The sequence below is a fragment of the Phyllobacterium sp. RCAM01083 genome, assembly GCF_055685835.1.
Map to the genome: position 1 here is coordinate 248,304 of NZ_JBVFZN010000003.1, position 14,647 is coordinate 262,950.

Here is a 14,647-nt window from a genome sequence, read left to right on the forward strand (position 1 = left end):
TATCATGTTCTCAAAGTCAAGGCGCGTTCGACGAAATGTCCGTCTTTTTCACCCGCCTTGACCAACTTTGTTTTGCCTGTGTCCTGCCTACAACCTGGCGGCGTGGAGGGCCTGCTGGATGTCGTTCCAGATGACCTCGGGCTCCTCCAGACCGACAGCGAAACGGATGGTCTGCGGATTGACGCCAAAGCGTACGAAGGAGGTCATCCGGTCAGGAATCTGCAAGGCGGCTTTGGCAGGAACCACCAGCGTTTCCGGTCCGCCCCAGCTGACGCCAAGGCGGATATGGCGCAAGGCGTTGACAAAGCGCGCGACATCGATGTCCGGGTTCAGATCGAAGGCAAAGAGGCCGGAAAAGCCCGTCAGCGTCTTCTTGCCCGGATGATCCCAAAAGGCGGGATGACGGACAAGCGCGATATCGTCATGCTGCTGCAGGTGCTTGGCGAGGACGAGCCCATTGTGCATGTGTTCTTTCAGCCGCACTTTCAGCGTACGCATGCCGCGCAGCAGCAGCCACGCTTCGAACGGCGAGAGTTTTGCGCCGACATAGGGATAGGTCGAGCTGTTGATCTTGGCGATCAGATCACGCGGCCCGACAACGACGCCCGCCACCGTATCGCTGTGGCCGCCGAGATATTTCGAAGCGGCGTGGATGACGATGTCGACGCCGTGCTGGATGGGTTTCTGGAACAGCGGCGTCGCCCAGGAATTGTCGATGACGGTCGTCACGCCATATTCCTTGGCCATGGACGTCAGGGCTTCGATGTCCTGCAGTTCGAAAACCATCGATGTCGGGTTTTCCAGATAGAGCAGCTTGGCGCCGGGCAACGCCGCGCGCACTTCGTCGTGGTTGGATGGATCGACGAAATCCACGGTGACGCCAAACCGGGCAAGCAGCTTCACGAACAGCCGGTAGATGTCATTGTAGAGATGCTGGACGGCAACCACGCGGTCGCCGGACTCGACGAGGCTGAGAATGGTCGCGGTGATTGCGGCCGTACCGCTGGAGAAGCCGCGTCCGTCTTCCGCACCTTCCAGGCGGGCGGTCAGCAGTTCGAATTCGCGCACCGTCGGGTTGTCGCCGCGCGAATAGATGTAATTGCGCGCACGCCCGGCAAACACATCTTCCATGGCTTCATAAGTGTCGTAGGTGAAGAGCGACGTCTGGAAAATCGGCGGCGACACCGCATTGAAGGCGGCCGCATCGACCGGCGAAAACAGGTCGTCCGGCATTTCCATTGGATCGAATTCATGGGGTGGCATGGATTTGTTCATGATGCCCTCTCAGACACGGTGTTGTTGAAGGTTGCGACGGGAAGATCGGTATCGGCGCGCAGCGGGCGCAGCGTGGTGAAAAGAATGACGGCGGACAGAAGTGCGGTCAGCGTTGGAGCCAGGAACAGGCTGGCAAGAAGGCCGTCAAAGCCGAGGAAATGCGGCAGGACAAACAGCAGTGGCAGGAGGAAATAGCCGTTCTGCGCGATGCTGATCGTGGCGGCGAGCCGCGCCCTGCCCTGTGCCTGCAGGAGTACGACAAGGATTTGCCGCATACCGAAAAAGATGAAGGGAATATGGGTGACGATGATGGTCAGCGCGGCGATCCGGGCGATCTCCGGATCATCGGTGAAAATGGCTGCGATGGGATAGCGCAGGAGAACGGCGCCAAGCCCGTAGGCCACGGAAAAAGCCGAGGTCAGCATCAGGAGCAGGTTCGATGCCGCCAGCAATCGCGGCGTCTTCCCCGCACCCCAGGCGAAGCTTAGGACCGCCTGGCCGCCCAGCGACAGACCGACGATGGGAAGCATGCCCAGAGTGAGAACCCGCAGCGCGATACCGACGCCGGCAATGCCGCTGTCGCCGCGATAGAACCCGGCATAGGTAAACAGCACGGCGAAGCTGATGCTGCTCAGCATGCTGGTCAGCGTCGTCTGCAGGCCGATGGAGAATACCGGTTTCAATATATCCGCCCGGAACGCGGCAAAGCGCGCCGACAGGTGCAGTGTGCCCATGCGCTTGCGGAAATACAGCGCGTATGCCGCAATCGCCGCGATCTGGGACAGGATTGTTGCCATGGCCGCGCCTGCAAGCCCGAAGCCAAACCCGAAGATCATGATCGGATCGAGAATGATATTCAGGGCAAAACACCCGAGCAGCGTCCACATGCTGAAACGCGTATTGCCTTCCGAGATGGCGATGAAATCCGACACTATCTGGAGCATCGTCAACGTCACCGAAAAGGCGACGATGATCAGATAGTGTTCGGCAAGCGGCATGATCGCTTCGCTGGCACCGAACAGGCCGAGCAGTTCACGCCGGAAGACAAGGATGCCTGTGGTGAGCACGATACCGAGCGGCACGGTCAGAACCATGAGTGTCGATGCCGTCACATTGGCGCGCTGCGGGTTGGCGCTGCCCAGGGCACGCCCGACGGCGGTCGCCACGCCGACGCCAAGCCCCTCGCCGATGGCACCGATCATCATCAGGATCGGCAGGACAACGGTGATGGCGGCAATTTCATGGGCGCCGATCATGCCGACAAACACCATGTTGATCGTATGATGCACTGCATTGATCGACAGGCCCGCCACGGCCGGCAGGCCGAGCCGGAAGATGAGGCGCGTCAGCGCCGGATCGTTGAGATCGTCGGGCGCAAAATAGGCGCGCCTTGGCTTCATCTGCCCGATTTCTTCGGGATTCATGGTGCCGGCACCCAAAGCCTGTCATCGAAAAAGCGCTCGCGCAGCAGCATGACCAGCATGGCCCTTTTATGCGGGAAATCGAAGTGCTTCACCTTGGAAAAGCCCGAGCGGTCGAGATTGCGGATCTGCTGCTCATGACTGGCGCGCGGCTCGCCGACAATGCGCTGGGTGCGCGGATCATCGAGAAACATGAAATGCATCAGCGACGGCAGCCACGCCGTGATCCACTGCTTGCCGCGATAGGCCGGCTCGCCGATGGCCACATGCCAGCCACGGTCGTAATCCTGCGCGTCGTAATAGGGTCCAAGCCGGTTTTCCCTAGCCCAATAGACCTCGAAATAGCCGAACGGCACGCCGTTGAAACAGCCGATCAGTGCAAGGACATGCGGATCATGCAGCCGCTCCTCGAGAATGGCCGCGTGTTTTTCCCTGTCGCCGCCGTCTTCCCAGATCACATTGACCTGCTCGTCATTCATCCAGCGATGGAAATGCTCGATATCCGTCTGCGGATCCGCAGCCCGGAACGAAAGCACCTGATCGAGCCAGGGAATGTAACGTTCATAGACGACGCCGACCGGCTTGCGCGGGCGTTTGGGATGATACTGGCCATTGGTCATGACGTGCACCTGCGGGTGCGGCCAGGCGGGATTGGCAATCCATGGCATCGGCCATTGCCAGAATTCCCTGACATCGACGGTCAACGAATTGCCGCTGTGCGTCCCCAGCGGAAAATCCGATGGCTGCACATTGTCGACTTCAACCAGACTGATATTGCGCGACTGCGCCGACAGAAATTCGATGGCCGAAGCCAGAACCGAAACGGTTTCGTCGGCATTCAAATCCGGCAACCGAACGCGGACACTTCCAGCCCTTGGCTCGACATCCGCGAGATAGCGCCCGGCCACGGTCGAAATCAGCATCTGACCCGGCGTTTTCATTTCGGCGGATTTCAGGAAGCACGACAGACCTGAAGCTGGAAGCGGCGAAACATTGGCTTCTTGAGAGATATTGGAAACAAGGGTCATGGTGCGCTCCGCAGCCTGCTCACTGGCAAGTTTTGACAAGATGGTTGCTACAGAGACGGTCGGCACACCGCTCGATTTAGCCAAAACTTTGAAAAATTTTTCTCCCGTTCCGCTTAAATCGGGCGCGGGTTCATCCGTCTCTTGGTCATGTCTTTATTCTGCAAGGAGCCCGCATGATGTCGAATGCCGAGACGTCGCCAGAGACCTGGAGCATCGTTCGCGATCAGGAACACCGCTATTCCGTCTGGTCCAATGACAAGGCTCTGCCCGTCGGCTGGAGCAAGGAAAGCTTCAGCGGCACCCGCGAGGAATGCCTGGTTGAAATCAAGAAAATCTGGGTTGATCCGCGGCCGCTTGCCCTGCGGCAGGCCATGGCGTGATTGCCGGCTATCCCTTTCAGACAACAGATCGGTGACACCATGAACAAACTCTTCGCTCAACCCGAAACCAATGAACCGGTTGCCGTGGACGGCATCGCCAGCGGTGCGGCCGAAAGCTTTCCGCTGACGCTGGCGCAAAAACGCATCTGGTCGCTCGAGCAGATCGGCAACGCAACGGTTTTTCCCTTCCAGGTGCTTTCCCTGCAATGGGAGAAGGGCGTTGCACTTGATCAGGTGCAGGGCGCCCTCGACCGGCTGGCGCAGCGGCACAGCGCCTTGCGCACGCGCTTTCGCCGCTTTGCCGGCGGTCGTATCGAGCAGTTTTCCGTTCCGGGCGACGTTCCCTCCAATGAGATTGTTGGTAGTGACAGCAATCCTCTGAGCGCGACAGAAGCCGAAACGGAAAAGGCGGGCTTCATTGCCCGCCCCTTCGATCTCCTGAACGGTGTTTCCGCCCGCTGTCAATTGATTGCCGGCAATAACGGCCAACTGATCTCGACAATCGTGCTGCATCCCATCGTCTGCGATGAGGCAGCGCTTGCCATTCTGCGCAGCGATCTCATCGCACTCGCCGAGGGCAGGGAATTGCCAGCACTTCCCGGCGACAGCCTGCAGCGCGGCATGCGCGAAGAAGAAGCGCTGGAAACGCCGCAATTTGCGGCGGCCCTTGCCCATTGGCGCAATCTGATCGGCGAGGAGTACAATGCGACGACGCTGCCCACACGCTTCAATGCTGCCGGATATGCCGGTGCCAGACGCAAACGTATCCCGTTCACGATACCAGCTGATCTCTGGACAACAGTCGAAACCCATGCGCGTTCCAAGAAACTAAACGCTGAGCATCTGCTTTCCGCCGCCTTTGCTGTTCTGCTGGCCCGCTACAGCGGCACCTATTCGCTGCAGTATGGAACTTTGCTTGGATCCACGAGCCAGGAGGCCATAGCGCGCAGCGAGCAAATCCTGCCGCTGAAGCTTGAACTGACCTCGCGCACGGCCTTCCTGGATGTTTGCAAAGCGCTTGCATCGGCGGTTGCCACAGGAACGGAATATCTCGTTCCGTTCGAGCGTCTCGTGCAGGAAATCCAGACGCATGAGGAACGGGAACAGGACGCGATCGTCAAATCCCTGTTCGAGTTCCGTCAGCCGCCCCGGCATTCCACATTGGCGCAAGACCATGTGCCAGCCGTCGCGCCGCGCTCGGATGCGGAACTGGCGTTGGTGCTGACCCCGAAGGCGGACGGCACGCTCGCCGGCCTGTTCGACCATGCCGAAGACATCTATGAGCCGGCGCTGATCGAGCGCGCCGCCATTCATTTCCAGCGCGTTCTCTCCCAGGCCATTGCCGGGGAACAGGTCCGCATCAAGGATATCGACCTCATCGCCGAGGATGAACTCGATGTTCTCTCGGCTCCCTATGAGGATGACACGATCAACGACGACCGGGCGGTGCATGAACACATCGCCGCCCATGCCCAGCGCACGCCTGACAAGACCGCCATCATCTTTGCCGACGAAGTCTGGAGCCACGCCAAGCTTGACAGCAGCGCCAACCGGCTGGCGCACCGGCTGATCAAGCTCGGTATCGGTGCCGACATCAGTGTGGCGATTGCCGTCAAGCGTTCTCCCGAAGCCATCGTCGGCATTCTCGCCACGCTCAAGGCGGGCGGCGCCTATATCCCCGTTGAGCCGGATCATCCCACCAGCCGCAACCACCACATTCTGCGCGATGGCGGCGTGAAGGTCATCCTCACCCACAGCTGGCTGCTTGACCGCATTCCGGAGGGCCTGGATGCGGTCATCCTCGAACTCGACAAATTCGACCTGTCGGAGGAGCCGGACAGCGTCCCCGATGTCAAAGTCCACAAGGGCCAGCTCGCCTACATCATGTACACATCCGGTTCGACCGGCCTGCCAAAAGGCGTTGCCGTCGAACATGGCCCCTTGACCCATCACATGCAGAACACCTCGCGCGTCTACGGGATGAGCGCGGACTCGCGCGAACTGCCGTTCCTGCCCTTCAGCTCCGATGGCGGACACGAACGCTGGATGAACCCGCTGATGGAAGGCGGCAGCATCATTCTGCCGGACCAGCCCCTGTGGACCCCGGAGGAAACATTGACCGCCATGCGCAAGCACGGCGCCAACAATGCCAGTATTCCCACCACCTATCTGCAGCAGCTGGCGGAATGGGCTGATCTCACCGACAGCGCGCCGCCGATGCGGCTCTATTCCTTTGGTGGCGAAGGACTTGCCCAGCAGACCTTCGATCTCCTGTCCACGGCATTGAAGTCGGAATGGCTGATCAACGGGTACGGCCCCACCGAGACCATCATGACACCGATGGTCTGGAAAGTACGTGCCGGGCAGAAATTCGAAGGCACCTATGCACCGATCGGCCGTGCTGTCGGCAATCGCCGCGTCTATGTCCTCGATCCCGACCTCAACCCCTGCCCCATCGGCGTGACGGGCGAGCTTTACATCGCCGGTGAAGGCATGGCCCGCGGCTATATCGGCAAAGCCGATACGACAGCCGACCGTTTCATTCCCGACCCGTTCTCCAAAGAGGGCGGGCGTCTCTATCGCTCCGGCGACCTGACCCGCTGGCGCGAAGACGGCACCGTAGAATTCGTCGGGCGCGTTGACCATCAGGTCAAGCTGCGCGGCTACCGCATTGAGCTCGGCGAGATCGAAGCGGCGCTGCTCCAGCTTGAGGGTGTCGGCGAAGCGCTCGTGGTCCTGCGGGATGATGAAGCCACCAGGCAGAAGATGCTGGTTGCCTATGTCGTGCCGAAACAGGGCATTGAGCTTGAGGTGGCGCAGATGCACGCGGCGCTGGAACGCATGCTGCCCGCTTATATGGTGCCTTCGGCTATTGTTCCGCTGAAAGCCATGCCGATCAATCCCAACAGCAAGCTCGACCGGTTCGCCCTGCCCGCGCCAACACCGATGAAGCGCAACATTGTCGAACCGGAAAACGCCGTCGAGGAAGAAATCCGCGATATCTGGCAGGACATCCTGAAAACCAGCCCGATCAGCGTAGAGGACAACTTCTTCGCCATCGGCGGCAATTCCCTTGGCGCCATCCGCATCCTCACGGCTCTGCGGCAGCGCAAACCGCAGAACCGCACGACCATTGCCGATCTCTTCAACAATCCGACGATCCGCGCATTCGCGCAGGTCGTCGAAAACGGCAATAGCGAGGCGGGCAGCGAAGTGATTGTGCTGCGCGCATCGGGAACCAAGCCCGTGCTCTATTGCTTCCCCGGCCTTCTCGTCAGCACGCGCGAATATGTCAAGCTGGTCGACTATCTCGGCGCCGATCAGCCCGCTACCGGCTTCATCTGCTATTCACTCTCCGAACAGAAGGAAATCGGCTCATCCGTCGACGATATCATTCAGGGCTATGTGGATTACATCCGCCGCGAAAGCAAAGGCCAGCCCTGCTATTTCCTTGGCTGGTCGTGGGGCGGACTGCTCGCCTATGAAACCGCGCGCAAGCTCGGCGACGAGATCGATCTGCGGCTGATCACCATGGTCGACGTCTGTGATCTCGGCACCGAGTTCGCCATTGGTGCCAAGCCGCGCTTCAAGCCGGGCGAACGCGACCAGTTGCACGCGACCGTGCAGGAGTGGTTGTCGCGCACCGCCATGCGCGCCGAATGGGACCGCCTGCTCAACGTCATGGACGAAGATACCTATGAGCAGTTCCTGCGCTTTGTCGGCGATGAGAAAGACGAGTTGCCGACGGATGGTCCGGACATCAGCAGCCGCGAACACACGTTCTGGATCCTCATCGATAACGCCCTGATTTTCAGGCGTCACGAACTGAAGCCGTATGACGTGCCGATCCATTCCTGGGCGGCCGACGACAGCCTGAATCGGGGTCTCAACCTGATCGACTGGCGGCGCTACTCTCCCCGGGCCAATCCGGCGGAAATCATCTCTGGCACCAACCATCTGCACGTAATCGGATCACAGGCATTCCACAGCCGCCTCTCCCACCGGCTGGACGAGGCCCGGTAGGGCCCTTTGGAATCAAGATCACGGAAAGGAATTCTGATGACTGCCATGTTTGCGAACAATGATCATACGCGCCAGCCGAACGAGACCCTCGATCTGGCGGGTATCGGTGTCGGACCTTCCAACCTGAGCCTTGCGGCACTGCTCGACAGCGTCGGCGGCCTCAAGGCGCATTTCTACGAGCGCCGGACAAATTTCGACTGGCATCCCGGCATGATGCTGCCCGATGTCGAACTGCAGTCGTCTTACCTGAAGGACCTGGTCACACCCGTCATGCCGACCAATCCATGGTCGTTCGTGTCCTATCTCGTGGCCCACAAGCGCCTCTATGCGTTCCTCAACGCCCATTACGATGCCGTGCCGCGCCGGGAGTTTGCGCAGTATCTCGCCTGGGTCGCCGGACAGCTCGACAATGTTTCATTTGATGCTGCCGTGCGCGAGGTCAAACACGACAAGGACAGGTTCGTGGTGCAGTTCGACAACGGCAGTGTGGCGGCAAAGAACATCGTGCTGGGAACAGGAACCACGCCCTTCGTCCCTTCATGGGCGGCACCGTTCCTCGGCGAACGCTGCTTCCACAATTCCGAAGCAAAATTCCGGCTGCCGGACCTCAATGCAGCCCGCATCGCGGTGATCGGCGGCGGCCAGAGCGGCGGCGAAGTGGTTGAATCCCTGCTCAACTCCAAAGCCAATCTGAAAGAGCTCAACTGGTTCAGCCGCCGGCACAATTTCGAACCGATCAACGACACCGCTTTTTCCAATCAGGTGTTTTCGCCGGAATATGTCTATGCCTACCTCAACCTCAACAATGACCAGAAGCTCGAAGCATTGAAAGCTTCGATCCTGACCAGCGACGGCCTTTCCCTGTCGACGATCAATGCGATCTACCGCCGGCTTTACAGTCTGCGCTATCTGGAAGGCCGCAGCATCGAGGCAAAGCTCTCGCCCAATCGCGATGTGATTCAGGTGGAAGCGGACAAGGACGGCTATCGGCTGATCGTGCGCAACCGCTTTGACGGCGGTGTCGAGGTTGCCCATGCCGATGCCATCATTCTTGCCACAGGTTACCAGTTCAAACTGCCCGAGGCCCTCTCCGGGTTGCAGGACCGTATCCAGTTCGACCGTCACAGCCGCCCCGCCCTCAATGACGAATACTGTCTCAACTGGAGCGGTCCGAAGCAGAACCGCATCTTTGCCCAGAACGCCGGGCGCTACAGCCACGGCATCGCCGATTCACAGTTGAGCCTGATGGCATGGCGCAGCGCCCATATCATCAACACGCTTACAGGTCACGAGCACTTCGATCTGGAGCCGCATGACTCGCAGGTCAACTGGCTGTCGAGCGGGCACGAGACCGTCGGCCAGTCCATCGCCGTAGATTACTAGAACCGGAAAATCGGATCGGGCAGGCTCTGTTGGCGGAATTCCAGTTCTGTCCGATCCGATTGCGCGCAAACCGCAATCATGTGCCCGCTTGGGGACAGAAGCAGCCGGTGGCACCAGTTGTCCCGATCTCCGGGCAGATCATGGTCCACACGGATTGCCCGGCTTACCGGATCAACCCACACATTTAGCCGATGCGGCTCGACAGCCAGCCCGTGGCCTGTCGCTTTCAAAAAGCTCTCCTTGAGTGTCCAGAAAGCGAGCAGCAGCGCCTGACGTTCGGCACCTTGAAGCATCGATAGCGTCGCAAATTCCGCGGTGGAGCAGATGAGTTGCGCCGCCCTGGCCTCAAGTGTCGCCGAGCGCATCTCGGCATCCACGCCAACAGCCGTACACGCGCGGCTGACTGCAAGCACCGCCAGACCGTTGGTATTGCTGAGATTGAATGCCAGCGCCGTTTCGCCGGCAAGATACGGTTTGCCGTGTTCGTCGGCAGCAATGTTCAAGTCCTCCGCCGCGGCTCCGGTGTAGAGTGACAGGACGCTGCGCTGGAGGTAACGCCCTGCCATGAACCCGATGGCATCCCGGTCGAACCTGAACGCAGCCGCCCGCTCCTGTTCCGGCAGCGTGAGTGCCGACCTGACCTTTCCCCAATCCGTTTGGCCTTCAGTAAAGGCCCACCACCAGATATCAATCGCAGCAGGATGCCCAAGGGTCCGGGCCGGGCTGGCCTCCGGCAAATCCGTGAGACGATCATATGGCAGCATCGGGCCTCTCCCTTCCCCCGGCTGTGTTCAACCGTCCTGGCGCGGCTTTACAACGGCGAAGGCAGCCTGAATGGCACGATTGACCGCCACCGGCAGCAGAGACATGTGGTTTTCACCGGCGTGAATCTCGAACTGCGTCCGGACCGGCCGGTCAGGCAGGGCGTTCAGCCGGCGCATGAGTTCGACGGAATGAACATCATTCAACGTGATTTTCTTCTGTGCCAGCCGGTCCGCCTCATCGGCCGCACCGCGCTGGAATGGTGCCAGCTTGTCCGTCTCGTACTCGCCGCAGGAGAGATAAAGCGCCGCCCCCGGCCGCGTCGCATGCGCTGCTTCGAAGTGGGGAAGAAAGGCATTGATCGCACAATTTTCCCAATAGATCGACGCGCTCGCCGCAATCCATGTTGTGAAGGCCGATGGGCGGGTGAAGAGACTGTAGAGTACGAAGAGGCCGCCGAAGGAATGACCGAAGATCGCCTGGCGATTGCGATCAATGGGAATGTCCGCTTCGATCATCGGCTTGATCTGATCTTCGATGAACGTCAGGAACTCCCCGGCCCCGCCGGTCCTGACTTCAGGGGTGTTTTCATAGAACGGCGGATAGACCTGTCCGGGCGGCGGCCCGAGATCCCAGGAGCGTCGCAAGGGATCATAGGCGCCGTCCACGGGATAGCCGATGGTGACAATCACGCCATAAGCCACATTGGTGCCGCTGGGATAACTCGCCTGCGCCCGCATCGCGTCGACGGCCATACCGATCACCGCATTGCCATCGGTCATGTAAAGCACCGGCCATCCATCGCTTGGCGGCTCCCCGCCGGGACGGTAGACGAAAATGCGGTACACCAGGCCATTCTGGTTCGAGACCACGTCATGAAAGGTGGTGTTGCCAATCATGGCCGGTGATGAATTGGAGAATGCTGTCATTGGTCCGTATCTTGTGAAGGGAAGGAGAACCCTTCCGCCATCGGAGCAGCTTGCATGGTGCAAATCCGGCTACCCTGTTATTAAACATGACTATAATGGTCAATATTTATTATCCGCTGGCGCTGGAAGGACCGTTGCGACGCAGCGCCAGGTGCTGGAATTCATCATCGCCAAACGGGTGCGGGACCATAGGCTCTCAGCCTGCAGGAAAGCTGCGCTAACCATATATTCCATTTCCCCTGGAACAATTATGGAAAGCCCCTTGCAGCAACGCAGTTAATTTCCGATGTTTACTCAGATACCGGAATTCTCTCTCTTCATATGTATAAGTAAATTACATATTGATCGTTCTTTTTGCCTTGGAGTTATCAAAGAAGTGAGAAGAAATATATGAATGCACACGAAAAGCTAATCGAATCCATGGCAAAGGCTATCCACGCCCAGAAATATACTGGAAACCAGAGCTGGGACAGCATTCCGGATTTTGTCCGTCAGACATACCGGGAATATGCCAAGGCGGCCATTCCGATCGTGTATAATGTCTTGCGTGATCCAACCAACGAAATGATCGATGCCGCCAACCGAGCGCGCCCATCCGTCACGTCAAGAACGATTCAGGCGGCTGTCGATGCATCGCCCCTCAATCCGAACGGTAAAATATAGCGTATTTCCGCTAGAATCGGCACCATGGGGTGCCTCTGTCCCGTCAAGACACCCATAATTTTGTCGTATAAATGCCTTCGGGGGATCACAGGCGCGATCCCTCTCGACGGTTGATCGCGGCATTTTAACCATACAAGGTGCCCTCCGCCCCGGGCGTGCGCGATTTGGCATCACGCGTGTAAATTATACACATCACGACAAACATATATAATAAACGTCAATTTATTCTCGCTTACGCCAATATATATATTGAAAAATGTGTTCAAAAATCTCACGACTTGAACAATTGTTTTGTATTGTACGGGATATATAAACTTGTATTTAAATTTTGAATTAATCAAAATAAGTGAAAAACTTGTTATGACAATTTCTTTAGTTGCTATTTCTGTAAAACTTCTCGTAGTCTGAACTTCCTTGAACGTCTAAAGTTGATCTTGAACTTCCGTTGCAGAAGTTGCTTGAGGTATTTGGGTTTTTTGGGGGGAGTGAATGTATAAGAATCCGATGGAACGTTCTGAATACAGATCTCTTCCGAGCTCAAGCGGCGACATATCCGGCAATGTTGAAAAGATGGACGGGAATTGGCGCTGGTCGGGCTTCCCCGATGAACAGGGACGTTATGGCTTCAAACGCCAGGTGTGTCCATTACATCAGACATCCATCGTTTATGGTGAAACAAGCGGCCGATTGGAAGTTGCGTCCAATGGTATTGGTGCAACGTTAAGCTTTGTATTCGTGCTCAAGGGCGCGGTTGATCTCATCGATACCAAGAACCGCAAGATACAGAATATTCCGGCGGGAACCGCCACCGGCGTGTTCGACCGCCCGGGGGTCAAGGCGAAACTTTATCCGGCCAGCTCCTGGGTGAGTTATCTTGTTCCGGTACCGACATTGCGCGAACACTTCGAACGCCTGATGCGGCGCCCGTACTTTCAGGAGCTCGCATTCTCGCCCCTGCATGATTTCCGCACCGGCAGCGCTTCCGCGCTATACCAGACGCTTTGCTACGTGAGCGAGGATATAGCGGCGGCAGCGGGTTCAGGCCGCGATGTCCTGGCGGGCGTGTATGAACGATTGCTGCTCGCCAAGCTGTTCATGACCAGGCCTGACAACGTCAGCGCCCTGAGCAGCCAGTCCTCCCGGAGAATTTCACCGCGCTACCTGCAGAACGCCGAAGCGTTCATGCGTGAGAACATTCACAATTCGATCACGCTCGATGAAATTGCGGCGGCAGCGGGCTGCAGTTCCCGCGCCCTGCAGCGTATGTTCAAGGAATATCGCGATACCAGCCCCATGCACATTCTGTGCGCGTACCGATTGTCGGCGGCGCATGATGCAATCGTCAGCGGCAGTGCGCGCAATGTCACCGACCTGGCCATGCATCTGCAGTTTTCAAATCCGGGACGTTTCTCGTCGCTGTATCGGAATGCCTATGGAATGAGCCCGTCGGCAATGATGCGATTTCACGAAAAGAGCACGTAAGACATGCTGAAGAGGCAAGCTGGACCTTCACTGCCAAGCATCGTGATGCCACTCTATCCCTTTCATCGGTATTTGGAGCCGAGACGATCCGCATCGGCGGGGCTGGTTCTCACCATGATGTCTGCAATTGCCCTTTCCGGCTGCGCACTTCCCGGTTCGGGTCCTTCAACCGCGCAGATCGTCGAGCAGCGGAAAACGGAAACGCGCACCAACTACGCCATGGTCGACGTGAACGACGCCGTGCTTTCCTATGCGGCGACGCGGCCGCGCGAAAGCCTCGTCAATCGCTTTGGCGCCGGGCCGCGCACGAGCGACCTGCGCATTGCCGTCGGCGATGTGGTTGGCGTCAACCTGTGGGAAGCGCCGCCCGGCAGCCTGTTCGGCAGCAACATCACCGCAGCAGGCTTTCAACAATCCTCCGGCGGATCGACGGTCATTCCGCCACAAACCGTTTCGGGCGATCGCACGATCGCCGTGCCCTATGCCGGACGCATTGCCGTTGCCGGACGGACTCCCTCCGAAGTGGAGCGCCAGATCGCTGCGGCCCTTGACGGCAAGGCCGTCCAGCCCCAGGCGCTTGTCACCATTCAGCGCAGCACGGCCAATTCCGTCACCGTCACTGGTGAAGTTGCCTCCGGCGCGCGGATTTCCCTTTCGGGTGCTGGCGAACGCATACTGGATGCCATCGCTTCGGCGGGCGGTATCCGGGCCGCAGCCAGCGAGAGCATCATCCGGTTGACGCGCAATGGCGTGACTGCCCGTATTCCGTTCGACGTGCTTATCGAAAATCCGGCGGAAAACATACGCCTGAAATCCGGGGATCTCATCACCGTCGTGCGCGAACCGCGCACCATTCTTGTGTTGGGTGCGGCTGGACGCAATGCCGAAATTCCGTTTGAAGCATCCCGGATTTCCATGGCCGACGCGCTGGCCAAGGCGGCCGGCCTGAACGACAACCGCGCTGATGCCAATGGCGTCTTCGTCCTGCGCTACGAACTCGCCTCCGTTGCCAGACGCTTTCTTCCCGCGGGCAACCCGCTTCTCAACTCCGGCGAATATATCCCCGTGGTGTACCGCTTCAACATGAAGAACACGAGCACGATGCTGGCAATGCAACGATTCGAAATGCAGCCGCGCGACGTCATTTACATTGCCAATGCATCCGGGGCCGAATGGCAGAAGGTCATGGCAATCTTCCAGGGTGTCGCATCCCCGGCTTTGTCCGCCACCTCGATCGGCATAAGCGCGGCGGCGGCAACGAAGTGAAACTGGCAAGAGCGTAACGTCTGATCCGCCGGTGT

At 58.7% G+C, this 14,647-nt stretch carries 11 protein-coding genes; 6 read left to right on the forward strand and 5 right to left on the reverse strand.

What is annotated here, in order from left to right; translation table 11 throughout:
- Positions 1-87: 87 nt before the first annotated feature.
- From ACZ25R_RS02740 to ACZ25R_RS02750, 3 genes are read right to left on the reverse strand one after another with little or no spacing between them, the layout of a single operon-like run.
- Complete coding sequence (locus tag ACZ25R_RS02740) at positions 88-1,275, reverse strand: PLP-dependent transferase (RefSeq protein ID WP_472459962.1); 1,188 nt, start codon at positions 1,273-1,275, stop codon at positions 88-90.
- Complete coding sequence (locus ACZ25R_RS02745; protein ID WP_472459963.1) at positions 1,272-2,699, reverse strand: MATE family efflux transporter; 1,428 nt, start codon at positions 2,697-2,699, stop codon at positions 1,272-1,274. Before ACZ25R_RS02745 ends, ACZ25R_RS02740 begins: the two co-directional genes overlap by 4 nt.
- On the reverse strand, positions 2,696-3,637 hold the full coding sequence (locus ACZ25R_RS02750) for a GNAT family N-acetyltransferase (RefSeq protein ID WP_472460139.1): 942 nt from the start codon (positions 3,635-3,637) through the stop codon (positions 2,696-2,698). Before ACZ25R_RS02750 ends, ACZ25R_RS02745 begins: the two co-directional genes overlap by 4 nt.
- A gap of 260 nt (positions 3,638-3,897) precedes the next feature.
- On the opposite strand from ACZ25R_RS02750, the gene ACZ25R_RS02755 reads away from it, so the two are divergent.
- The 3 genes from ACZ25R_RS02755 to ACZ25R_RS02765 are packed head-to-tail and all read left to right on the forward strand — an operon-like array spanning position 3,898 to position 9,510.
- Positions 3,898-4,104, forward strand: coding sequence for an MbtH family NRPS accessory protein (locus tag ACZ25R_RS02755; RefSeq protein ID WP_223614812.1), 207 nt, complete (start codon positions 3,898-3,900; stop codon positions 4,102-4,104).
- A 39-nt stretch (positions 4,105-4,143) separates the two neighbouring features.
- Positions 4,144-8,127 carry a non-ribosomal peptide synthetase gene (locus tag ACZ25R_RS02760; RefSeq protein ID WP_472459964.1) on the forward strand — a complete coding sequence of 1,328 codons (3,984 nt, stop codon included), beginning with the start codon at positions 4,144-4,146 and terminating at the stop codon, positions 8,125-8,127.
- Between the two features lie 36 nt (positions 8,128-8,163).
- The gene (locus ACZ25R_RS02765; RefSeq protein WP_472459965.1) at positions 8,164-9,510 is read left to right on the forward strand and encodes a lysine N(6)-hydroxylase/L-ornithine N(5)-oxygenase family protein; all 1,347 of its coding nucleotides are present in this window, start codon (positions 8,164-8,166) and stop codon (positions 9,508-9,510) included.
- On the opposite strand, the gene ACZ25R_RS02770 is transcribed toward ACZ25R_RS02765, so the two are convergent.
- The gene (locus tag ACZ25R_RS02770; RefSeq protein WP_472459966.1) at positions 9,507-10,274 is read right to left on the reverse strand and encodes a 4'-phosphopantetheinyl transferase family protein; all 768 of its coding nucleotides are present in this window, start codon (positions 10,272-10,274) and stop codon (positions 9,507-9,509) included. The two genes, ACZ25R_RS02765 and ACZ25R_RS02770, sit on opposite strands and share 4 nt — an antisense overlap.
- A 27-nt stretch (positions 10,275-10,301) precedes the next feature.
- Positions 10,302-11,201: an alpha/beta hydrolase gene (locus tag ACZ25R_RS02775; RefSeq protein ID WP_472459967.1), complete on the reverse strand. Its 900-nt coding sequence runs from the start codon at positions 11,199-11,201 to the stop codon at positions 10,302-10,304.
- A 390-nt stretch (positions 11,202-11,591) separates the two neighbouring features.
- Between ACZ25R_RS02775 and ACZ25R_RS02780 the strand changes: the two genes are divergently transcribed.
- From ACZ25R_RS02780 to ACZ25R_RS02790, 3 genes are all read left to right on the forward strand, one after another.
- Positions 11,592-11,864, forward strand: coding sequence for a hypothetical protein (locus ACZ25R_RS02780; RefSeq protein WP_464664499.1), 273 nt, complete (start codon positions 11,592-11,594; stop codon positions 11,862-11,864).
- A 570-nt stretch (positions 11,865-12,434) separates the two neighbouring features.
- Positions 12,435-13,346: a helix-turn-helix transcriptional regulator gene (locus ACZ25R_RS02785; RefSeq protein ID WP_472459968.1), complete on the forward strand. Its 912-nt coding sequence runs from the start codon at positions 12,435-12,437 to the stop codon at positions 13,344-13,346.
- A gap of 114 nt (positions 13,347-13,460) precedes the next feature.
- Positions 13,461-14,612 (forward strand): polysaccharide biosynthesis/export family protein, encoded by a 1,152-nt coding sequence (locus tag ACZ25R_RS02790; RefSeq protein ID WP_464664497.1) that lies wholly within the window; start codon positions 13,461-13,463, stop codon positions 14,610-14,612.
- The last annotated feature ends 35 nt before the right edge of the window (positions 14,613-14,647 follow it).